Origin of the sequence: Arthrobacter burdickii (assembly GCF_030433645.1) — a bacterium.
GTDB lineage: Bacteria > Actinomycetota > Actinomycetes > Actinomycetales > Micrococcaceae > Arthrobacter_D > Arthrobacter_D burdickii.
In genome coordinates this window covers 540,970-563,451 of record NZ_JAROCG010000002.1, presented here as the reverse complement: position 1 = coordinate 563,451, position 22,482 = coordinate 540,970, and the positions used below count along the sequence as shown (strand labels likewise).

Below are 22,482 nucleotides of genomic sequence, written 5' to 3'. Positions count from 1 at the left end.
CGCGCGGGCATTACGCAGGGGCACTCGGACTACGTGCTGCGGGCCGATCAGGGCTCGCGCAGGTCCTCTCGGCGGTTGACCCCGAGCTTTGCGAAGATCCGGTAAAGGTGGCCTTCGACTGTTCGAACCGAGACGCTCTTCGCGTCCGCGATCTCGCGGTTCGAGTAACCCTCGTTCACGAGCGCGACGATCGTGCGCTCCGTCGGGGTGAGGCGGGAGGTGGCCAGTGCGGGTGATGTCGATGCGAGCGGAAGCGAGACCGGTCCTTCCCGCTGCTCCCCCAGCGTCACCAGACGGCGCTGGATCGCACGGGCATGGCGGGTCGAGCCCTGCTCACCCGTGAGCTGCAGGACGAGGGACAGGCCGACGAATTCGAAGGCCACGTTCCCGTGCTCACCCGCGATGGTGGCGGCGCGGGCCATCGCATCGGCGTCCTTCGCCTCGGCTGCCACTGCGAAATCCAGCAGGTCCTTCGCTCCTGGGCCCTCGAAGCCCTGCAGGACCCTGATGAGGGGGGCAATGGCATCCATGTCGCCGAGCAGGAGGGACAGCCGAAGTGCCGTGACTGCCAGCTCCATCATCTGGTCCTTCTCAGCCGTCGCGGCGAGAGTGAGCAGGTCGCCGCGCGCACCGGGACCGTCGCCCAGCAGGGCCGCGGCCGCGGTGGCGAAGATGCGCCCGCCTAGGCGCATCGTGCGCGAGCCCCCCTTCGGCACCCGCTCGAACTCCTCCACCAGGGCGGATGCGCGGGTAGTGTCGCCGGCAAGCGCGCAGGCGTATGCCCCCAGCCCCAGCAGGAGCGTCGTCACCTGTGTGACGTCGGAATCCCTGAGCGCCTCCAGCGCGAGCAGGAACTTGTCCCGCGCTTCGATGTTCCGGGCGGCCCGGAGCGCGGTGATGCCGTCGGCGACGTCGCCCAGCCCCGCGAAGTAGACGATGCTGAACGGATGGGCCCCCGAGTGCGCCTGGATCACGGCCCTCGCATCCGCCCCGCGCCCGCTCTGGGACAGCGTGATGAGGTGTCGGCCCACGGCGAATCCACGGTATCCCAGCAGGTCAGCGCCCTCGGCCTCGATGATGTCCAGCGCCATGCCCGAGTAGGTACTGCCCTCCACGGAGCGCCCCATGCTGCCGAGCAGTTCGGCGAGCACGATCATGGCTCCTCCCCGCGTCTCGGGAGTTCCCTGGGGATCGGCGATGATGGCGCGCAGTTCATCCTCGGCGCCGTCGAAGCGTCCCTCGTGGAGACGGAGGTGGCATTCGAGGATCCGGCACCCGAGCTGGGACTGCGCAATGCCTTCCGCCGTCACCCGGGAGTCCTCCCCCAGCTGCAGGCGGCTGATGAGCGACCTCCAGCGGTCCACGTCGTCGCGCAGTCCCTGGTCCGAGGCTCGGGACTTCAGCTTGAGTTCTAGGGACAACAGTGTGGCGTCCTTCGCGAGGCGCAGGTCGGTGCAGCGCCGCATCGCCTCGTCCACGAGTTCCTGCGCATAGGCGAGCTTGCCCCTACCGCCCTCCGCTCGGGCCACCTCGAGGAGGGCACGCTCGCGAAGCCCCGGGGCGGACACCGCACGGGCAGCCCGGAGGGCGAGGTCGTGGTGCCGGAGCCCGTTGGCAATGACGGCGGCCTTGAGGAGGGCCTCGTCATCGGGAGGAACACCGCAATCGAGTCCCCAGGAGACTGTCCGCAGGAATCCCTCCAGGGACTGCGACCCCGGGTCCAGAACGTCGAGCACTCTCCGGCGGATCATCAGGCTGCGGGCAGCGGGTACCTGGCAGCGGAGAACCTCACCGTAGAGAGGATGCTCCAGAGAGACGGGGGCCTCCGGCCCCGGTCCGACGACGATCAGGCGATCGTCCCTCAACCGTTGCAGGGCGTCGGCATCGACAACCTGCGCGACGGCGTCGAGAGCGATCGGTTCCGCGAGGGAGACGACCTCCAGTGCCTTCAGGTCGGCGGCGCTGCGCAGCCGGAGCTGCGCGCGGATGAGGTCGCCGAGCCGCAGGTGTACCCTCGGCTGTTCATCGGCAAGACGCCAGACACCGTTGCGCCGGACGAGGTAACCCGTTCCCACCAGGCTCTGTTCCACCAGCGTCCGGAGGAACAGCGGATTTCCGCCCGTCGCCAGCGCCAGCGCGTGTGTGGTGCCGGTCAGGACGGGTCCGCCGAGCACCTGGGAACAGAGGGTTGTGACGGCATCCGTATCCAGCGGCCCGAGGTCGAAGCGCGTCAGGAGGCCGTCGGCGCTCAGGTTGCGGAACTCGGCAGGCGCCGTCAGGGTGTGCCGGATCATCAGGAGCACCTTGGCACGACGCGCACTGACCAGCTGGGCCAGCAGGGCGCTCGAACTGTCGTCGAGTTCGTGCGCGTCATCGATCACCAGCAGGGCCGGGTGCTGAGCACGGCCCGTCCCTCCTGGCGACAGGTGCCCCATCATGGCGCGAAGGATCGCGACGGGCGATGCCGCCTCGGAACCGGAGAGCGTGTGGAGGTAGGGTGCCAGGGCGCCGAAGGGTATCCTGCGCAGCGAAGCGCCGCCGGTCACGCGCAGCACCGGCGCTGTCCAGCGCAGGTGCTCCACGACCGATCGTGCCACAGCGGTCTTCCCCACTCCGGCCCCGCCGACGATCATGGCGCCGAAGCCGCCCGTGTCGCCGAGAGCGGTGACGATTTCCTTGACGAGTGGTGCGCGACCGACGAGGTCGACGGCGGATCCCGCGGCGGTCATTGCTGCTGTCCGAAGATGAGCGAGAGCTGCTTGCGGCTCGACAGGCCGAGCTTGGACATGACCTGGTGCACGTGCCCCTCCACTGTTCGCGGCGAGATGTGCTCCTTCTGCGCGATCTCCTTGTTCGGCACGCCCTGTGCCACCATGCGCGCGATGGCCCGCTCGCGCTCGCTGAGCAGTTTCCGTCGCACGTGGCGGCGGGCCGGCGTGGAGGTCTTGCGCAGGATCTGCTCTGCATGTACCCGGATCATCGGGTCGTCCGTCTCGGCGAGGTGCTCGATGCTGAGGGATGCGATGTCGCCCGCGAGATTGTGGTTCCCGCTGTCGAGCGCGCGCCGAGCAGCTTCCTTCAGTGCGGCGGGGTCGCGTGAGGCCAGCCCCTTGGCGAAGTCCTCGCCGAGCCGCGCGAACGGACCTTCGGACGCGGCGGCCGTGGCTGCGAGCAGGTCCGCCGCTTCGTGCTGCCCGAGTTGAACGGCCTGGCTGAGGAAGAAGAGCTCGATGCCCCGGTACCCCCGGCTGCCGAGGTCGATCGCCCGCTCCAGGAACTCGGCGGCGACGACGGCCGACGGATCGAGCCAGGCCTCGGTCAGCAGCCGGAAGTACTGCACCGCCTGCCGCAAGTGCCAGGAGTAGCGTTGCCCGGTCAGGTCGATGCCGCGCAGGTGGTCCTCCGCGGCGTCGGGAGCGTCCTCGAGGACCTGGGCATAGGCCGCGGCGGCTTCGGCCAGCGGCAGGAAACCATGCCGGTCCCGGATCCGCAACTGGCTGATGGCGGGAACCAGCTTCTCGAGGGCCGCGCCGCTCCTGCCCAGGTACGCGAGCAGCACGCCCTCTGCGAACTCCGACAATGATCCGCCGAACAGGTGCGCCGTCGTCGTGTCCCCGGAAATCCCCGCCCGGTCGAGACTCTCCGACCAGTAGCCCGCGATCAGGAGCACCTCGCACAGGTGCACCGAGGCCGCCTCCCGGTCGAAGGGGCCGGTTGGGGCGTTCGCCAGGCGCGCGTCGACGTTCCTGACGCCCGCGACTGCCTGCTCCTGGGCCCCCATCGTCGCCTGGGCGACGCTCTGGAGACTTCGTATCCTGATGCTCCAGCGAGCGTTGCCCGCGCTCGAGGCGAGTACTGCGGCGGCGCGCTCGAACACACGGTCGAGCTCCCCCTCGAAGACATGCAGCTCCATGCGGAGCACTTCCGCCTTGCCCATCAGGTCAGCGGTGGCCTCGGATGCCGGCTCCTGCTGGAGGCGCACGACGACATCGTCGAGCAATCCCTCGGCGTCCTGCTCCCGGCCGTGCGTGCGGGCCCTCAACCGTGCGGCAAGAAGGCGCGCGTCCACCCAGTCCTCCAGCGGGACATCCTCCGACGGTTTCTGCCCGAGGAGTTCCTCGACCGTTCCGAGGGCCTCGGCCACGCGGCCGTCCGTGCAGAGTTGCCGGGCGCGTTCGATCAGTACCCTGCCGCCGGTCTCCGTACCCGGTAGCGCATCGAGGAAACGTTCGGCGGCGCCGTCGATCCGGTGATCGTTCGCCAGGCGTGCAAGGACCACGAGTTCCGCTGCATCGAAGGACCCGCCCCGGTCGAGCGCCCAGACTGCGAGGGCGATCCTCCCCTGCACGGGCATCGCGGGGTCGCCGCGGACCGCGCTGACCGTCGCCAGCGCCTCCCGGCCGCCGGCGGAGAGCAACTGTGCGCGCACCACGTGCGCGAACACCTCGTACGTGAGCCTCACCAGAGGGACACCCTCCTGATCGAGCGTCACCACGCCGTCGCCCTGCAGGGCGTCGAGGGACGTCGAGGAAACGGCAGTGAGCAGGACGGCCAGGGGCACACGTCCCGCCACGGCGAGAACCTCGACGACCGCGCGGTCCTCTGCCGGCAGGGCGGCCAGCTCCGCGGCGCTCCAGTCCGCCACGGAGCGGCCCGAGTCGGGGCGGGGAGCGTCACGGGAGACCCAGACACCGTCGCACGGGAACAGGTGGCCGGAGGCTACGGAGGTCTTAGTCGCCATCTGGAGGTACTTCGGGTTTCCCCCGCTGGACGCCCAGAGCTCCTGTGCCGCCGAACGGGAGATAGGCGCACCGAGCGCCGTGGTGAGCAGTTCGGTCGCATCGTCGAGGGCCAGCGGCTGGATGTCGAACCGCTCGAGGACGCTGTCCTTCCACAGATCGAAGAACTCGCCCGGAGCGCGCAGGAGGTCCTCGCAGGTCACAAGCAGGCGGACCGCGCCGACGCGGGCCAGGTAGGTGATCACCGTGGCGGAGAGTTCGTCGATCTCCTCGACACCGTCGATGTGCATGAGGGTTCGACGCTTGGCGGAATTGCCCTCGAACATCCGCTGAAGCGCACCCAGGACCAGGAGCGGGCTGCGGGCGGTGTCCTCGTCGAGCTCCGCCAGCAGCACGTTCAGGGCACCGTAGGGAGTGGTGGCGTGGGCTGCCGATCCGCGGAGGTAGATGTGGTCGAAGTGCCGCGACAGCCCGCCGACAACGTGCTGGGCGATCATCGTCTTCCCGATGCCCGACGGTCCCACGAGCACCACGCCGCGGCCGGACTCCTCGGCGAGGACAGCCCTGATGGAAGCGACGTCCGTGTCGCGACCGGCGAAGGGCCAGCGCCCGTCGATAACCGTCACAGGGCACGTCCGAGCGCGGTCCTGGCCGGTTGCAACACCGACGTCCCCGGCTCGGGACCGGGCCCACGTTTCCAGCTCAGCATGAAGTTCCGCCCCACAGCACTTGTCCTCTGGAGCCCCACTTTACAGCCCGGGACTCCCGCTGGCCGGTCGTTCCGGCGGGTAGGGGCGCAGTATCAGCACAGGGTTCACGCAGCCTGCGTACTATTTCGCAGCGTGGAAGCGCTGCTGGGCTGCCACGAGCCCCTCGGTGATGAGCTGCTCCACGGCGTCGGCCGCGTCGTCGAGCAGGAACGGGAGTTCCTTCTTCTCGACCGTGCCGAAGTCCTTCAGCACGAAGTCGGCGGGATCCTGGCGGCCGGGTGGGCGTCCGACGCCGACCCGCACGCGGTAGTAGTCCTTGGTGCCGAGGGCCTTGCTGATGTCCCGCAGCCCGTTGTGACCGCCTTCTCCCCCGCCGAGCTTGAGCTTGAGGGTGTTGAAGGGGATGTCGATCTCGTCGTGGACGGCGATGACGTGGTCGGGCGCCACGTCGTGGAAGCGGGCGAGCGTCGAGACGGGGCCACCCGTGGTGTTCATGTAGGTGAGCGGCTTGGCCAGGACCACCCGGGGCCCTCCGATGCCGAGCCGTCCTTCGAGCGTCACGGCCTGGGCCTTCGACGACGTGAACCGGCCGCGGAGGCGATCGGCGAGGAGGTCCAGCACCATCTGGCCCACGTTGTGGCGGTTACCGCTGTAGCCGGGCCCGGGATTCCCGAGCCCGGCTACTAGCCAGGTGTCAGACACCGTGCGGAGCCTGCTTACTGCTCGTCGGCGTCGGTGATGACGGCGTCGGCGTCAGCGTGAGCAGCCGTCGCGCCTTCGGAGGTGCCTTCGGTGTCGGCGTCGGACTCGGGAGCCTCGCCGAGGTCCTGATCGCTCTCGCCGGCGAGATTGACGATGAGGGTGTCGGCATCCACGAGGAGGACGACGCCCGAGGGAAGCACGATGTCGGAGGCGTGGACGTGCTGTCCGACCTGGCGGCCCTCGATGCTGACCGTGAGGGTCTCGGGAAGAGCGGTGGCGTCGGCCTCGACGAGGACCGTGTTGGCCTCGAGGTTGGCGACGACGTCCGCGGCGGGCTCGCCCTCGACGTGGATCGCGACGTCGACCTGGACCTTCTCGCCGCGGCGGACGGTCAGGAGGTCGAGGTGCTCGACGATCTGCTTGAGGGGGTTGCGCTGGATGTCCTTGACGAGCGCAAGGTGGTTCTCGCCCTCGATGTCCAGCGTGAGCAGGGCGTTGGGGGTGCGGACTGCCAGCGTGGTGGCCTTGGCGGGCAGCAGGACGTGGATGGGGTCTGCACCGTGGCCGTAGACGACGGCGGGGATCATGTTGGCGCGGCGGGCCTGGCGGGCCGAGCCCTTGCCGAACTCGGTGCGGACGTGTGCTGCGAGCTTCTGCTCGGACATGGTTTCTCCTGGACGTTGCGGCTCGGCGCTGTTTGCGGGAGCACTGGGACGTTGCCGGGGCGGAAGGAACACGCACGTGGAAGCAGTCGTCTAGAAACCAGTTGAGTCGCTAGCCACCGTCGATCACGGAGTACGGCCGGAATTCCTGCAATCCGGCCCGCTCCCTCGCCTAGGCATCGCGTTCAATGGTACAGGATCCGCGCCGCAGGCTGTCCCCCAGCGGGGTCGGTGATAATAGGGACACCTCATCAGCCCTTTGGCCCCTTCCTCGAAGGATCTCCCCCTGAGCACTGCGCCGTTGCCCTCCCGCCGGTACAAGACCGTGACCGCGAGCCTGTGCGCCGCCTGGGTGGTCGCCGTCGCGTTCATCGTCCTGTGGCCGACGCCGGTGGACCACGACGCGGCCGGCATCCTGCGGCGCGGGCTGGGATTCCTGCACCAGCACGGCTTTCCCTCGTTCATCACGTACAACGTCGTGGAGTTCACGTCCAACGTCCTGATGTTCGTCCCGTTCGGCCTGTTCTGGTTCATCCTTGCCCCGTATCGCTGGCGGTGGTGGGGCGTCGCGGCGGGATGTGCCCTCTCCGTCCTCATCGAGGCCACGCAGCTCGTTCTGCTTCCGCAGCGCTTCGCCACGCCGTACGACGTGCTCGCGAACACGATCGGCGCGCTGACCGGAGCGGCGCTCGGGTGGGCGCACCTGCAGCTGCGGGGACGCCACCGCGCCCGGTAATTCACAATCTGTTAACACCACACGGGTCCCACCTGCCCCTTTGATCACCGCCGCAAGACTAGAATCGGCTGGACTGGGGAACTTCTTTTGAGGACAAACACATATGCGTATTTCCGTGATCGGTTGCGGCTATCTGGGGGCAGTACACGCAGCGTGCATGGCGAAATTGGGCCATGACGTAGTGGGTATCGACGTCGACCCACGGAAGATCGATGACCTGCAGGCCGGCCGCGCGCCATTCTTCGAACCGGGTCTGCCCGAACTTCTCGACGACGTGCTGGCCACCGGCCGGCTGAAATTCAGTTCCAACATGGCAGATGCGAAGGGAGCGGAAGTCCACTTCCTGTGCGTCGGCACTCCCCAGCGCAAGGGTGAGTACGCCGCGGACATGCGCTACGTCGACAGCGCCTTCCGGTCACTGCTGGATTCGCTCGAGCCGGGCAACGTGATCGTCGGCAAGTCCACAGTGCCGGTCGGCACTGCCGCTCGCCTTGCGGACGAGCTCGCCGAGCAGCACCCCGACGCCGTCCTGGCCTGGAACCCCGAGTTCCTCCGCGAGGGTTTCGCAGTGAAGGACACCCTGTCTCCGGACCGCTTCGTCTACGGAGTACCGGAGGGCGAGTCGGGCGCCCGAGCCACCGCCGCCCTCGACGAGGTGTACAGCACGCCCCTCTCCCTGGGGACCCGACGCCTCGTAGCCGACTACGCCACGGCCGAGCTCGTGAAGGCGGCAGCGAACTCCTTCCTGGCCACGAAGATTTCCTTCATCAACGCCATGGCGGAGGTCTGCGAGGTGACGGGCGCGGACGTGACGGTCCTCGCCGACGCGATCGGCCTCGATGAGCGCATTGGACGCAAGTTCCTCAATGCGGGCATCGGCTTCGGCGGCGGCTGCCTGCCGAAGGACATCCGCGCCTTCATGGCCCGCGCCGGCGAGCTCGGTGCGGACCAGGCACTGACCTTCCTGCGCGAGGTGGACGACATCAACGTACGGCGCCGCATCCGCGTGGTCGAGCTGACCCGGCTCCTCGTCGGCGGTTCCCTCCTCGGCAAGCGCATCACGGTCCTCGGAGCGGCGTTCAAGCCCAACAGCGACGACGTCCGCGACTCCCCCGCCCTCAGCATCGCCGCTCAGCTGCAGTTGCAGGGCGCCGACGTCACGGTGACCGATCCGGAAGCCATCGAGGGCGCCCGGAACCGGTTCCCCGAGCTCACATACGAAGAGGACATGCACCGGGCCATGGAGAAGGCCGACGCGCTTCTCCTCCTGACCGAATGGCAGGAATACCGGGACCTCATGCCGGAGCAGGTCAATTCCCTCGTGCGCACAAGGAACATCCTCGACGGCCGCAATGTGATGGACCCTTTGACCTGGCGTGCGGCGGGCTGGAACTACAAGGGAATCGGAAGGCCATAGACAGTGAACGACATCCGCGCTGAGATACAACCCGAGACATCCCCTTTTCGGATCCTCACAGTGTGTACGGGCAACATCTGCCGCTCACCAATGGCAGAGCGACTGCTGCAGACGGGGCTGGACGCGCACTTTCCCGGCGAGTTCATTGTGGAGAGCGCTGGGACGGGTGCCTTGGTGGGAAATCCGATCGACGCCCGTGTTGCGGGTTTCATTGAGGAACTAGGCGGCAATTCCGAGAACTTCGCCGCGCGGCAGCTGTCTCCAGGCGTACTAAACACCGCAGACTTAGTGCTCGCACTAGCTCGCGAGCATCGAAGCAGAGTCGTGGAGATGTCACCAGTAATGCTGCATAAGACATTTACTCTGCGCGAATTCGCACGTCTACTGCCGAAACTAGAACTCGATGAAGCACTGCGGGGACAGGATCGGTGGCGTGCAGCGATCCCACGAGCACTGCGTGCACGCTCATCGAATCCCAGAGCAAATGGCGAGGATGATGTAGTGGACCCGTATAGGCGCGATGATGAAATCTACGCCCGCATGGCGCAACAGCTGGCCCCAGCCGTAGCTCAGCTTAGCCAGCTCAGCCTCGACCGGACCTTCGGCCACTAACTTATATCCGTTCTTCCACGGACTGCCGCAGAATAGGTTGCGAGGAGTTGCTCGCGGACCCCAGAATCAGAGAAACGTCTCTCCGCTAAAGCCAGCGCCCCTGCATTGAGCTGCGACCAACGCTCTGGAGAACTGGCAATTGCATGAACGGCCCTGGCGATCTGCTCCGAACTACCGTCGTCAACGATAATCCCCGCGCCAGCCGCCTCGATGTCTTGCGCTAGAGCAGTTGACCGGGTCACTACGCAAGGGATGCCGAGAGACAGTGCCAGCACGAGGACGTTCCCCCACGGCTCATTAGACGAGCATAAGACGAATACCCTTGCATTGAGGAGAGCCTCTGGAATTGCTTGGCGGCTAAGAACGCCGCCGTACGAAAGAGTCGGCAGGGCTTCTACGTGAGCCTGCACCTCCTCGAGCTCACCTTGGTCCGGCCCCGCAAAGTGGTACCTATCAGGCCATCCTTGGTCTGCTGACCACAGAGCTGCCCCAACAAAGTCTCGTATCCGCTTGCGCTCGTGCAAGCGTGCTATGAAAATAGCAGAAAAATGGGGTTCTGAAGCCGCGCCAGACGGTGGCAATGCCGCAACTAACGGATTACCGATCGTGCTGAAATTTTTCATCTCCTGCCCGTACAGGCGAGCCAAAGCACTCTGCTCGACATGTGTCAGCGAAATTCCTTCAGCCGCCATATGCATAAGCGGCTTTATGAGGAAATCAAGCAATCGCGAAAGACCGAAGGCACGCGCCGTCAGCATCCCATGCGGTTGAAGCACTAGAGGTTTTCTAGCGATGAGCGTCATCCAAGCCGCCAGCAATGAGACAGCCTCACGGCTGATGCTGACATGCACCACGTCAGCACGGCGTATTTCTCCTACCAGTGCTCTCGCAATCCGGAGCGAGAACAGCGTTGGAAAGAACACTTTAGGAACTAACGGCCTGACCAGTTCGGTCCGAATTCGCACGCCACTGATCTCTTGAGGAACCAGGTCGTCGCCTTTGAGGAACCCCCCGAGAACGGCCACTTCGTTTCCTGCGCTAGCCGCTAAGCGAGCTTGCGCTAGAGCTGTATCAGCGGGCCCTCCATATTTGCCGGTCTTACTCAGCAGTACAACTACGCGAAGAATACGCATTGAGCCCTTTCAATTATCTGCGCGGCCCGCGCCCACGCTTTTACAGATCACGGTGACGCTACGAAACTCGTCGCATGGTAACGCCGAAGCGAACGTATAGCGAGCCCTAAAGCAACCAGCGCGCCACACCACTCGGATACAACCACGCACCCAGCGACGTACACGGCAGAGGAAGACGGAGGCGCGAACCCGAGCATACCCACCAGGACCGCCGCCGCCGCGGCAGCGCTTGTCAGCATGGGGCCAGTCCGCTGCTGCACGCTGAAAACGTTAGTGTTTATTGTGCTGACCAGGGCGGACGCCGGAATTAGGAACGACGCGACCCTTAAGACGTCCACAACACCGGGAAGGGCATCTGCATAAAGCAGCTTCTCTATTAGTGGAGCGCAAGCCCAAAGACCACCACAAGCAACTGTGCCGCACAAAAGAGCCAGGCCACAGACCCGGGCAAAAATCTTCCACGAGTAGCCCTGTACAAGTACGTCCGACGCTATCCGGGGGAACTGGGCGACGACGACGCTGTCCAAAGCCGATACACCGGCGCGAACTAAGCGGTCCGACCCGCTAAATACACCGATGACCTGCAATGGGAATTTCATGGATAACAGTACAGAGACACTTGTCCCGGACATATTGGTGAGAACCTTGGCCATCACTGATGGTAAGCCCAACCTCAAAAGCGACCAGATAGCAGAATACCCGGAGGCATCTGCAACTCGGGGGCGACCCACAGAACGCCAGGATAGGACCGTTGACAGAACCGCACCGCCAAGGAGTCCAATGAACGGTACGACTACCGACTCTCGGAACGGAAGTACGAAGAATACAACAGCCAGGTAAAAGGCGCGGCCAACCCACTGGCAGTAGATGATGGACAGGAACTTACCTCGTGCCGTGAGTAGCCACTCTTCGCCGAGAGACGACACACAACCTGCCAAGAAAGCGAGCGCCAGCACACCGCTGCCACCGAGCACCACCGTCGCCCCGAGAATTACAACCACCAGCAAGACAGAGATCAGCCGGAAAGTTAGAAAATCTCCCCGTAACGCCCGGCTTTCAATTTCCCCTATGGATCTTTCTTTCGCCCCTAGCGGCAATGACAAGCCCCAGTCGGTAAAGATCGACCCCAAGAAGTAAAGCCCGCTGCCGACCGCGTACACACCAAATTCGGCGACGCTCAGCGACCGGGCGATTATGGGCAGAGTGATCAACGTCACGCCAAACTGCCCGTAGCGTCCGAGGGTCATTAGGAAGGCGTCGCGGCCCAAGCCGGCGCCACTACGGAGGCTCACTTGTTTTCTCTGCCGTCTTCGTTACCCCTGGGCATTCGCCCTACCCAAAACAGCGTTTCTGATCTTTTCGACGGAGTCCGCGTCATAGCAGGCAACGATTTGGAGGTCGTTCCGCTGGCCAGCCACATTAGCCACCCGCAACGCGCTCTTCTGGGAGCCACGCAGCACGGGAAAGTCTCGTGCTTTCGCTTGAATCTGAGTGACTCGCCACCCTGCATCCACGGCGACCGAATTTATCCAAACATCGTCGGCGGTAGGAGCCTTTCTGACTCCTTCAAGCCCCCGCTTCTGTAACTCTTCCTGGAACTCCGGTCGGTACAGAACACCGGACACACCCGTTGCGAAGTGGGCAAAAGATGGCGTGGTCGAACGGCAACTCTGCCAATTGTTGTACGGAGCGAGGCCGTCTTGACCTAGTGCCACATCATGCGCTCTGTAACATGGAATAGTGCGCTCTTCGAAATGTCTTGCCTGACCCACAAGTCCCTCGAGCCATTGACGGGGGTACAGAACGTCGTCATCGGCGGTAACAAGATTCAGTGCCGGGTCGAGACGGCCCAAGACGTATGGGAGATATTTGGTATGGGGACCGTAATTCTCGGTAAGAAGCACTGAAAGGCCCCTCTTTCGCAGGCGCTCAAGAGGCTTGCCCAAATCCGAGAAAGAGGAAGGATCGTCCACCCACAGAATGATCTCCCGTGGTCTAGCTTTGCCACTGCCTATCGCCTCAATTGTCAGATATACTCGGCTTAGTCGATCTCCGTGGGTAGTGAGGGAAACGACAACATTCTCAGACCCAATGATAAGAGTGCTTGACCACCGGTTTCGCACCGCAAGGCAAAGTTCTAGAGCGGCCGCTCTCGACCGCCGAACTGCCGCCCGCAGCAATCTCCTTGGTTCCATCACACATCTCCATTCGCCGGGGAGGAAAAGCTGGCATGTCGCCGCACTTGGCGCACCAGTTCGTTATAATCAACTTCTACGATCATTAGGTTATTGTCCTAGCGTGGGGGCCAACCTTCTCAGCTTTGATGACGAATAGGATCCAGACGACGTAAATCAAAGCGCTCACTTGGATCCCTTTACTGATCGTTTCGACGCCACCTAGGAACCCGCGCTCAAACAAGATCGGGAAACCGATACACAGAACTCCGAGAGACCTGGAAAAGACTCCACCGTGGGCCAGGAGCATCGACACGAGGACCAGTCCCACGAGTATCCAGATCGCTTCCAAGGCGATCCCACCATATCCACCCGCGACATATCCCTCAGCCACGAAGCCCTCGGCGAGCGAGACGCTTGAGTACTCAGCGTCCTGCAGGCTGTACGCGCGCACTTCCGTATTCCAGAGGAGACCCGCGCTCACTTTCTCCCCGCTCAAGGTCTGTGGCAAGAACGTGCCGAAGGCGTGCGTGATCATTTCGGGACCGGTCAACCAGCTTGACTCGCCAGCGAGCCGAGCGTCTGTCACCGCGGAGAACTGGTCGAAACGCTGCACGATAGGAAGAAGAGGCCGCGACCACCGAGGGTAGTCCGACTTCGAGAAGTCAGAAACGGAGTCGGCGGATATCTGTGAAAGCTTGAACTGCTGGAACGAGGCAAATCCCACTATCATCACCAACGCAGCCACTAGAACAAAAGCGACCCGCTTTCGCGTCCAACCAGCGATTGAGAACCTCATCACGACGAAAATGATTGCCGCGATGAGCGGGGTTTTCGATGCGGACACGAAGGTCCAAAGCGCTTCGGACGCAATCGCAGCATATAGGAGCATCCGCTCGCCGTTCCTCGGGCGCTTTGGCGAGTATATGATGAGGCCGCCGCAACCGACAATGGCAAGAAGTTGCATCGTTGACGTCAGCGAAGACCCTCCGAGAACGACCGACATTCCTCGGAATATCCATCCAACTACGATGAGGAGAGCAAAAAGTGTCGTTTGGCCTTGCGATCGGACAAAGGAAGGTGAGTTCAACGGGAATCGCTTGCCAGAAAGATAACGCGATACCAGCAGGATCAGCACCATGTATACGATTAGACCGAATAGAATCGGTTTCAAAACCTCATATACCCCGTCCTCGTACCCTCCCGCCGACAGTCGTTGGTCGGAAATTCCGTCCCGAACCGGCGGGTTGGGTTGAAAGGCCAGGAGAAAGAGCGGTCGAACAACATACGAAATGGTCCAATAGATTGCCTGCGCAATGACAATAATTCTCGGTATCGCCGACATGCCAAATGCTGAAATTGCTAGAGCAACAAGCGTCACCATGATGGCACCGACTGTAAGCCATGCCATGTCTAGATGTCCTTCAGTAAACGGGAAATTGTCACACGAGCCCCAGAATTTCGGTCGCGCGATCCCTGTAGGTGTTTCTCGATGTAGTAATCCGCCTGTGACCAGCGAGCGCCATCTTCGAAATGTCTACACCTCCTCGCTGAAGTCGTTCAATGTGATACTCAAATTCATCCTCGGATGAGTACAGCAAGGCTTCTCTTCCATCGTCTAAAAGTTCTTGATGCTCCGAGGTCCTGGGCCCCAGAAAAAGTCCACCGCTTGCGGGCACCTCGAAACTTCGACAAGTGTGAGTATCCCGATTCTCGGAATTGAGCAGCACGAGGTTGACTCCGATTGAGGCGATCATTCGGGAGTATTGTGGTCCGTATGCGGCGGCTTTGACAACAGCACCCGAGCGGTTGAGTTTGGGGTCGGAGGTCCATCCCTCCCCGCTGACAACCATGTTGGGCCCAAAACGCGCGCTCAGTCGTCTGACGAGATCCACCCGGTCAGGTCGCCGATTACCGACAAACCCGAACTTATACGTCTCCCCCAACGGTGCGACTTGCCGGTAATGCCACGCAGGATCATAAGCGCTCATCACGAGGAACGGCGTGCCACCGCGGGCAGATATTTCTCGTACATTATGCCTTTTAGTGGTTACTATTCGATGCCACTGCGACTCGCTGCGCAGATAATTCGCTGAGATATTCGCGGGATTTGAAACGTCGTCTGCGCTGTAATGGATCTTCGTCTCGATGGGCAACGCTAAGAGGTTCTCTTGCGAAAGGTAGATTGTTTTGTAGCAAAATAGTACGTCGTACTTGGAAGATCGCGCTTCTTTCTCAATCATCGCATCGATCTGGCGGACGAGGGATATGGGGCGGTGTCTCGTCACTTTCTGAATAGCCCAATTCTTGCTGTATTTCTTAAGCCGATTGATGGGGCTTGTATCAATCACCGTCAAGTCATGGCCTGCTTCAAGCATCCCATTAGCCATAGAAAGCGCGTTGCTGCCAAGCCAGATTGGCCCCACATAAAGTATTCTCATTGGTCTTCCTCAAGGGCGAAGCGGGTGGCGCTAGGCGTTCCGCAGTTGAACTCGTCGGCTCTATCGAGCGCTTTGGTTCCCTGAAATCCTTCCACGCTTTGCAAGAAACGCCAGCGACCGGCCGGGTGCGTGGTTAAGAGCGATAGCACGCTACTCCTGGAAACAGCGACATCATGTCGATCGGCTCATCAAGCCCTCACTGAAATCGTTTGCGTGTCACTTTCGGGGTCGTTAGTCCGAGCACGTCGTTCTCGCCCACGCGCATATTCGGGGGGACCACGGTGTTCGGAGAAACAACCGCCGACCGACCCACGGTCACCCCGCCGAGAATCATGGATCTCGTTGACAGCCAAACACCGTCCTCAACGGAAACTGGGCGAGTAATGAGCGCCATGTCTGCGGAAATCGCATGGCTACCGGTTGTGATGAATACCTCTTGCGAAATCACGACATCGGAACCGATTGTCACCTTGTCCTGATTGTGGATCCACGCTCCCTCGCCAATCCAGCATCGATCGCCAACGCTCAGATTCCAAGGGAACTTGATCCGCACTCGCGGTCGGATGAGCACTTCTTTTCCGATACTGGCACCAAACGCTCGCAGTACCGCGACTCGCAGCGCCGAACTGATTTGCCATGGGTTGTAGATGACAAGCAACTCGACGGCTGCCCAGACGTACACCACGAGCGGCGGTCTACCCCACGCTTCCCGCTCGCCAGGGGCTTCAGCGAGGTTGATGACGCTGACAGGGTCGGGCGTGGTGGTTTCGTTACTGAACTTGCTCATTGAGACCTCCGATGGGCGGTGCGAGCGGAGCGCTCTGTCGCCTCGCCTAGTCTTACATCTGTGACTTCAGAATCTACGAACTTGATGATCGCAGGCCTTCATTATTCTCCAGAGCCAACGGGCAACGCGCCGTACACGTCCGGGCTTGCGTCCGGTCTAGTTCAGCGAGGCGTGAAGACCAAAGTCATCACCGGCTTCCCTCACTACCCGGAATGGAGGCGCCGTGAAGGCTACGACGGATGGGAGATGTCGGAGCAGATTGACGGGGTGCCCGTCCGACGACTCAACCACTTCGTGCCGTCAAACCCAAGGGGGCTCGCCCGCCTGTGGATGGAAGTGTCGTTCGGCCTTCGCCTTGCAACGGCGCGGTGGGGTAGACCACAGACAGTGGTTTTAGTTAGTCCGGCGCTTTTCTCGACGGGACTCGCCCTGTTGCGTGCTCGGCTTACGCGCCAGAAAGCTCCTGTGGTTGTTTGGGTTCAGGACATCTACAGCCTAGGGATGACTGAAACCGGCGAGTCTGGCGCTGCGGGGGCGCGAGCAATGCGATGGGTTGAATCAGCGGTATTGCGCTCAGCGGATGGAGTCGTCGTCATCCATGACCGCTTTCGCACCTATCTTGAAACCCATCTAAATGTGGATGCCGCGAGGGTGAAGGTGGTTCGCAACTGGACGCACTTGAAGCCGTTCGTCCTCCAAGATCGTGCAGCATCGCGTGTCAGCCTGGGATGGAATTCGGATGACATAATCGTGCTTCATGCTGGCAACATGGGTGCGAAACAGGGACTGGATAATGTCGTTGAGGCCGCCCGCGTTGTCGAACGCAGAGGTAGTCGCGTACGGTTCGTCCTCGTTGGGGATGGCAATCAAAGGCCGCGGCTTGAGCAGATGGCGAAGGGCTCGGTCGCAATCAGCTTTATCGACTCTTTGCCAGGCGAACGCTTTCAAGAGGCCCTTGCAGCAGCTGACGTGCTCCTGGTTAATGAGTTGCCAGGGGTCAAGGAAATGTCCGTGCCAAGCAAGCTCACGTCCTACTTCAGTGCGGGCATTCCCGTGCTTGCGGCGACGGATGCGGGGAGCGTCACGGCCGCTGAGCTTGCCAATGCGCAAGCTGGTTTGCGTGTGGATCCGGGTACTCCCGAAGCACTAGTGGCAGGTGCAGAAGCTTTGGCGGCCGATCCTGAGCTCAGCTCTCGCCTTGCTCGCAATGGGCGGTTGTTCATGGAGACTACCTTGTCGGAGAATCACGCCGTAGCCCAGTATCATCAGTACCTCACGCACCTCGTCGCCGGCCCTCACCCGGAATAACGGCAGAATCACCCTGGGGAATAACATGCCTAAGCGCGCACTCATCACCGGCATCACGGGCCAGGATGGCTCCTACCTCGCCGAACTTCTGTTGCGGAAGGGCTATGAAGTACACGGCCTCATACGTCGTGCGTCCACCTTCAATACCTCCCGCGTGGACCACCTTTACGTGGATCCGCACGACCCGTCGGCCAAACTTTTCCTCCACTACGGGGACCTTAGCGACGGCTCGCGCCTCGTGACCCTCCTCGCGGATATCCGCCCGCAGGAGGTGTACAACCTTGCCGCGCAGTCCCATGTTCGGGTGTCTTTCGACGAACCCGAGCACACTGCGGATACGACAGGTATGGGCACTGTCCGCCTCCTCGAGGCCGTGCGGCTTGCCGGTATCGAGACGAAGTTTTACCAGGCGTCATCGTCGGAGATGTTCGGGGCCACCCCCCCGCCCCAGAACGAGGAGACGCCGTTCTACCCACGATCGCCCTACGGCGCGGCTAAGGTCTACAGCTATTGGATAACGAAGAATTACCGTGAGGCCTACGGCATGTACGCGGTCAACGGCATTTTGTTCAACCACGAATCGCCCCGCCGCGGTGAAACCTTCGTAACACGCAAAATCACCCGCGCAGTAGCCGCTATCAAGGCCGGCCAGCAGGAACACGTCTACATGGGCAACCTCGACGCGGTGCGCGACTGGGGCTACGCGGCCGAGTATGTGGAGGGCATGTGGCGAATGCTCCAGGCAGATGAACCCGATGACTTCGTCCTAGCTACCGGTGGAAACTACACGGTGCGTGATTTTCTCCATATCGCCTTCGACCACGCGGGCCTGAACTGGGAGGACCACGTCAAGTTCGACGAGCGGTACCTGCGGCCTACGGAGGTCGATGCCCTGGTGGGAGACTCTTCCAAAGCCGAGATGAAGCTGGGCTGGAAGGCCACGATCCACACCCCAGACCTCGCCCGACTTATGGTCAATGCCGATATTGAAGCCCTGAAGCACGCGGGACGCAGCTGGATCGACACCGTCGACCTCGACTGCTGGAAGGCATGACGTGACTGCTTTCGCACCTGGTCCACTCGACCGCGACGCCGCCTTTTACGTCGCCGGACATCGGGGGCTCGTTGGGTCCGCGATCTGGCGGAAACTGGAGTCGGAAGGCTTCACTAATCTGCACGGACAGACGTCTGGCGAGCTCGACTTGAAGGACCGCTCTGCGGTCTTCGAGTACTTGGCAAGGATCAAGCCGCGCTACGTGGTGCTCGCCGCTGCAAAGGTGGGCGGCATTATGGCGAACAATACCTACCCCGTGGACTTTCTGACCGAGAATCTGCAGATACAGGTGAATGTGCTGGACGCCGCGCGGGAACAGAACGTGGAGCGCGTTCTCTTCCTCGGGTCGTCCTGCATCTATCCCAAGTTCGCATCGCAGCCCATCCGAGAGGATTCGTTGCTCACCGGGCATCTGGAACCCACCAATGATGCGTACGCAATCGCGAAAATCGCGGGCATCATGCACGTCCAGGCTGTTCGACGGCAGTACGGACTGCCGTGGATTTCGGCTATGCCCACAAACCTCTATGGGCCAGGGGACAATTTCTCACCCGAAGGCTCGCATGTGCTTCCGGCATTGATCCGGCGATACGACGAGGCAGCACGTGACGAGGTTGGCTCCGTCACTAACTGGGGCACCGGATCTCCACGTCGTGAGTTCCTCCACGTGGATGACATGGCAGAAGCATGCCTTCACCTGCTGGAAAACTATGACGGACCGGACCAGGTTAATGTTGGTACGGGGTCCGACGTGACCATCCGGGAACTCGCCGAAACCGTCGCTGAAGCGGTGGGGTACGAGGGAAAAATGGAGTGGGACACTAGCAAGCCCGATGGAACCCCCCAAAAACTCCTGGATGTGTCGAAGCTCGCGAAGGCAGGCTGGACCGCGAGGATCAGTCTTGAAGAGGGTGTGCGGAATACCGTCGACTGGTACCGGGCACACCAAACCAGCTTGCGCGTCTAGGCCTCACGACCACTTTGTGTGGCGGCGTCTCCGTTATGCTCGCCACTGACCGCGTACGCACGAAAAGCATCTAGAGAGGTCTCCTTTGGAGCTGAGCGATTACCTACGAATTCTGCGGCGCAACTGGCTGCTCATCACCGTCTGTTCCATCATCGGGCTACTCATCGGGGCGATCGCATCGTTTGGCGTCCGTCCTACCTACACGGCAGAGACGAAGCTGTTCGTCGCTATCCAGAGTTCGGGCAGCGTCCAGGAGTTGCAGCAGGGGAATACTTTCACTCAGGCACGGGTGCAGTCGTACGTCGAGACAGTCGACGAACCTCTAGTTCTACAGCCAGTCGTCGACTCTCTGGGTCTCGAGCTCACCGCTGCTCAACTTGCGGGAAAAATCGCCGCTACTGCCGACCTGAACACTGTCATCATCACTATCACTGTTGAAGACACCTCCCCGGTACAGGCGGCTGCCATTGCTCAGGCGACAGCTGAGAGTCTCGTTCAGTCCGTTGAGAGTCTTGAGAGCCCGGCTGAAGGAGGTAATTCTCCTGTGAATCTCACGGTCATCACGCCCGCTACAGCACCCTCGGAGCCCTCCGCTCCGAATACTCGGTTGAACCTAGTCCTGGGCTTGCTGGTGGGTCTCGCGCTCGGAGTGGGCGCTTCTGTCCTGCGGACCACGCTCGATACTCGGGTGCGTGGTGAGTCCGACATTCGACGGGTCAGCGATACTCCCCTGTTGGGCGGCATCTCCTTCGATACTGATGCCCAGAAAAAGCCCCTGCTGACTCAGGCACCAGCCCAGAGCCCTCGCGCCGAATCTTTCCGCCAGATCAGGACAAACCTTCAGTTCGCCCACGTCAGTCACAAATCCAAGGCCGTACTGGTGACCTCGTCGCTTCCCGGTGAGGGCAAGAGCACCACGGCCACCAACCTCGCGATCGCCATCGCGCAGGCTGGCCAGTCAGTCGTCCTCGTCGATGCGGATCTTCGGCGACCGCGCGTGGACGAGTATCTTGGACTTGAGCGAAACGCGGGACTCACGACAGCACTAATCGGCCGTGCCGACGTCGAGGATCTTCTCCAGCCCTGGGGAGCCGACGAGCTGTACATCCTCACTGCCGGCCAGATTCCGCCCAACCCCAGTGAGCTTCTCGGGTCGGACGCCATGAAGCAGTTGATCACGCGCCTGGAGCAGAAGTTCGACGCCGTCATCATCGACGCCCCTCCACTCCTCCCGGTGACGGACGCAGCCGTCCTAGCGCAGCAGGTAGGCGGAGTGGTACTCGTCATCGGCTCCTCGAAGGTGAAGCTGCCTGATCTGCAGAAGTCGCTTGGGAACCTCCAAATGGTCAACGCGGACCTGCTCGGCGTCGTCATGAACTTCCTTCCGACCAAGGGCCCTGACGCATACTCCTACAGCTACTACTCGTATGATTCGCACCCCGACTCGCACCTGGCAGTCGAGGACCAGCCCGCTGCTCCAGCATCTACTCCATCCAGGTCGAGACAATCTTTCGATGAGGTACTGGGTCTGGCGTCACAACCAACCCGCCGAGCGGCACACGACTAATGCTGCGTCACGCTCCCGCTGTGGGGAAGGAGCACAACGTGGGACAACCTCTCACCTGGATGAGGCGCTATCCGCGGCGTCTGGCAATCGTGGACGGCCTAGTGGTGCTCTGGGCCGTCGCCGGAGCATTCCTGATCCGATTCCGGCTGGTCGATGACGCCGGTGCGGAATCGCTCCAGACCTATGCCGTCTTCAGCGTGGTGCTCAGCCTGGTTTGGTGGATCATGCTGGGAGTCTGGGATTCACGAAGCCCCCGCGTCCTCGGTTCGGGAGCCGAGGAATACAAGCGCGTCTTCGGCGCTTCCCTCTGGCTGTTTGGGCTGATCGCGATCCTCTCCTACGCCTTTCGCTACGACACCGCGCGCGGCTACGTGGGCCTGGCCCTCCCCGCCGGGGTGCTCGGCCTCCTCGTTGCGCGGTGGATGGTACGGCAGATCCTGAGCGCGGAACGCCGCCACGGGAAGAGTTCATCGCAAATTCTCATCCTTGGCGGCGCTAGCGCGGTTGACCACCTGGCCACCTCCCTGCGCAAGAATCCCCTCGCCGGCTACAGCCCGGTGGCGGCCTACGTCACGAGCGGCACCAGCAGCCACCTGCCCATGAACCGGGATGTTCCGATCGTGGGCTTCGGTTCCGATGTCGACTCCATCATCAGCGCGATCGACGCCAGCAAGGCAGATTCCGTTGCTGTGTCCGCCGGCTCGAACCTCCATCCGGAAGTTCTGCGCAGACTCGGCTGGGCCTTGGCGGCGCGCGAAACGCGCCTGATCCTCGCGCCGGCCCTCACAGACGTCGCGGGACCACGCATTCACACGCAGCCGGTCGCCGGCCTGCCGCTGGTCCACGTCTCCACACCGAAGCTCACCGGGGGTTCGAGGGTGCTGAAGCGGCTATTCGACATCACCGGAAGCGCCACCCTGCTGCTGCTCCTCTCACCGGTGCTGCTTGCCCTGGCCATCCTGGTAAAGCTCAGCAGCCCCGGGCCCGTTTTCTACGCCCAGGAGCGGATCGGTGTCGGTGGCTCCACCTTCCATATGTTCAAGTTCCGCTCGATGAAGCAGGATGCCGACGCGCAACTCGCGACGCTACTCGCATCCCAGGGAAGCGCTGACAAGCCCTTGTTCAAGGTGAAGGACGATCCCCGCATCACCCCTGTGGGCAGGGTCCTCCGGAAGTACTCCCTTGACGAACTCCCACAGCTGATCAATGTCCTTCGGGGCAGCATGAGCCTGGTGGGCCCACGACCACAACGCGCGGGTGAGGTGGCACTGTACGACGACGCAGCCCACCGCCGCTTGTACGTCAGCCCGGGCATGAGCGGTCTCTGGCAGGTCAGCGGACGCTCCAACCTCACGTGGGAGGAGTCCATCAAGTTGGACCTTTACTACGTGGAGAACTGGTCGCTGATGCAGGACATCGTCATCCTGCTCAAGACCTTCAAGGCCGTCTTCGCCAGCCATGGCGCTGTCTAGA

General features: G+C 62.4%; 17 protein-coding genes. 8 read left to right on the top strand and 9 right to left on the bottom strand.

Annotated features, from left to right (window positions below):
* Positions 1-47: 47 nt before the first annotated feature.
* The 4 genes from P5G52_RS17110 to P5G52_RS17095 all read right to left on the bottom strand — a co-directional run bounded on the left by P5G52_RS17110 (position 48) and on the right by P5G52_RS17095 (position 6,816).
* The gene (locus tag P5G52_RS17110; protein ID WP_301229764.1) at positions 48-2,729 is read right to left on the bottom strand and encodes a helix-turn-helix transcriptional regulator; all 2,682 of its coding nucleotides are present in this window, start codon (positions 2,727-2,729) and stop codon (positions 48-50) included.
* Positions 2,726-5,365: a LuxR C-terminal-related transcriptional regulator gene (locus tag P5G52_RS17105; protein WP_301229762.1), complete on the bottom strand. Its 2,640-nt coding sequence runs from the start codon at positions 5,363-5,365 to the stop codon at positions 2,726-2,728. The genes P5G52_RS17110 and P5G52_RS17105 overlap by 4 nt, the downstream gene beginning before the upstream one ends.
* A gap of 204 nt (positions 5,366-5,569) precedes the next feature.
* On the bottom strand, positions 5,570-6,151 hold the full coding sequence (gene pth, locus P5G52_RS17100) for an aminoacyl-tRNA hydrolase (protein ID WP_301229760.1): 582 nt from the start codon (positions 6,149-6,151) through the stop codon (positions 5,570-5,572).
* A gap of 14 nt (positions 6,152-6,165) precedes the next feature.
* A complete protein-coding gene (locus tag P5G52_RS17095) occupies positions 6,166-6,816 on the bottom strand; it encodes a 50S ribosomal protein L25/general stress protein Ctc (RefSeq protein WP_301229758.1) in 651 nt (216 codons plus the stop codon).
* A 298-nt stretch (positions 6,817-7,114) separates the two neighbouring features.
* Here P5G52_RS17095 and P5G52_RS17090 point away from each other — a divergent pair, with 298 nt between their 5' ends.
* The 3 genes from P5G52_RS17090 to P5G52_RS17080 all read left to right on the top strand — a co-directional run bounded on the left by P5G52_RS17090 (position 7,115) and on the right by P5G52_RS17080 (position 9,578).
* Positions 7,115-7,549 (top strand): VanZ family protein, encoded by a 435-nt coding sequence (locus P5G52_RS17090; protein ID WP_301229756.1) that lies wholly within the window; start codon positions 7,115-7,117, stop codon positions 7,547-7,549.
* Between the two features lie 103 nt (positions 7,550-7,652).
* The gene (locus P5G52_RS17085) at positions 7,653-8,966 is read left to right on the top strand and encodes a UDP-glucose dehydrogenase family protein (protein WP_301229754.1); all 1,314 of its coding nucleotides are present in this window, start codon (positions 7,653-7,655) and stop codon (positions 8,964-8,966) included.
* A 3-nt stretch (positions 8,967-8,969) separates the two neighbouring features.
* Complete coding sequence (locus tag P5G52_RS17080; protein ID WP_301229752.1) at positions 8,970-9,578, top strand: arsenate reductase/protein-tyrosine-phosphatase family protein; 609 nt, start codon at positions 8,970-8,972, stop codon at positions 9,576-9,578.
* Here P5G52_RS17080 and P5G52_RS17075 read toward each other — a convergent pair.
* The 5 genes from P5G52_RS17075 to P5G52_RS17055 form a co-directional block, all read right to left on the bottom strand.
* Positions 9,575-10,711, bottom strand: a complete 1,137-nt coding sequence (locus tag P5G52_RS17075; protein WP_301229750.1) for a glycosyltransferase — start codon at positions 10,709-10,711, stop codon at positions 9,575-9,577. The two genes, P5G52_RS17080 and P5G52_RS17075, sit on opposite strands and share 4 nt — an antisense overlap.
* A gap of 47 nt (positions 10,712-10,758) precedes the next feature.
* Positions 10,759-12,003, bottom strand: coding sequence for a lipopolysaccharide biosynthesis protein (locus tag P5G52_RS17070; protein WP_301229748.1), 1,245 nt, complete (start codon positions 12,001-12,003; stop codon positions 10,759-10,761).
* Between the two features lie 988 nt (positions 12,004-12,991).
* Positions 12,992-14,296: a hypothetical protein gene (locus P5G52_RS17065; RefSeq protein WP_301229746.1), complete on the bottom strand. Its 1,305-nt coding sequence runs from the start codon at positions 14,294-14,296 to the stop codon at positions 12,992-12,994.
* 31 nt (positions 14,297-14,327) lie between these two features.
* The gene (locus tag P5G52_RS17060; protein ID WP_301229744.1) at positions 14,328-15,326 is read right to left on the bottom strand and encodes a CgeB family protein; all 999 of its coding nucleotides are present in this window, start codon (positions 15,324-15,326) and stop codon (positions 14,328-14,330) included.
* A gap of 196 nt (positions 15,327-15,522) precedes the next feature.
* Entirely contained in the window at positions 15,523-16,113 is a 591-nt protein-coding gene (locus P5G52_RS17055) for a DapH/DapD/GlmU-related protein (protein WP_301229742.1), read from the bottom strand.
* A gap of 84 nt (positions 16,114-16,197) precedes the next feature.
* Here P5G52_RS17055 and P5G52_RS17050 point away from each other — a divergent pair, with 84 nt between their 5' ends.
* The 5 genes from P5G52_RS17050 to P5G52_RS17030 all read left to right on the top strand — a co-directional run bounded on the left by P5G52_RS17050 (position 16,198) and on the right by P5G52_RS17030 (position 22,481).
* Positions 16,198-17,421 (top strand): glycosyltransferase family 4 protein, encoded by a 1,224-nt coding sequence (locus P5G52_RS17050; protein ID WP_301230198.1) that lies wholly within the window; start codon positions 16,198-16,200, stop codon positions 17,419-17,421.
* A gap of 25 nt (positions 17,422-17,446) precedes the next feature.
* Entirely contained in the window at positions 17,447-18,475 is a 1,029-nt protein-coding gene (gene gmd / locus P5G52_RS17045; protein ID WP_301229740.1) for a GDP-mannose 4,6-dehydratase, read from the top strand.
* Between the two features lies 1 nt (position 18,476).
* Positions 18,477-19,442 (top strand): GDP-L-fucose synthase family protein, encoded by a 966-nt coding sequence (locus tag P5G52_RS17040; protein WP_301229738.1) that lies wholly within the window; start codon positions 18,477-18,479, stop codon positions 19,440-19,442.
* A gap of 85 nt (positions 19,443-19,527) precedes the next feature.
* On the top strand, positions 19,528-21,009 hold the full coding sequence (locus P5G52_RS17035) for a tyrosine-protein kinase domain-containing protein (protein WP_301229736.1): 1,482 nt from the start codon (positions 19,528-19,530) through the stop codon (positions 21,007-21,009).
* A gap of 38 nt (positions 21,010-21,047) precedes the next feature.
* Complete coding sequence (locus P5G52_RS17030) at positions 21,048-22,481, top strand: sugar transferase (RefSeq protein WP_363321917.1); 1,434 nt, start codon at positions 21,048-21,050, stop codon at positions 22,479-22,481.
* Position 22,482 lies beyond the last annotated feature (1 nt).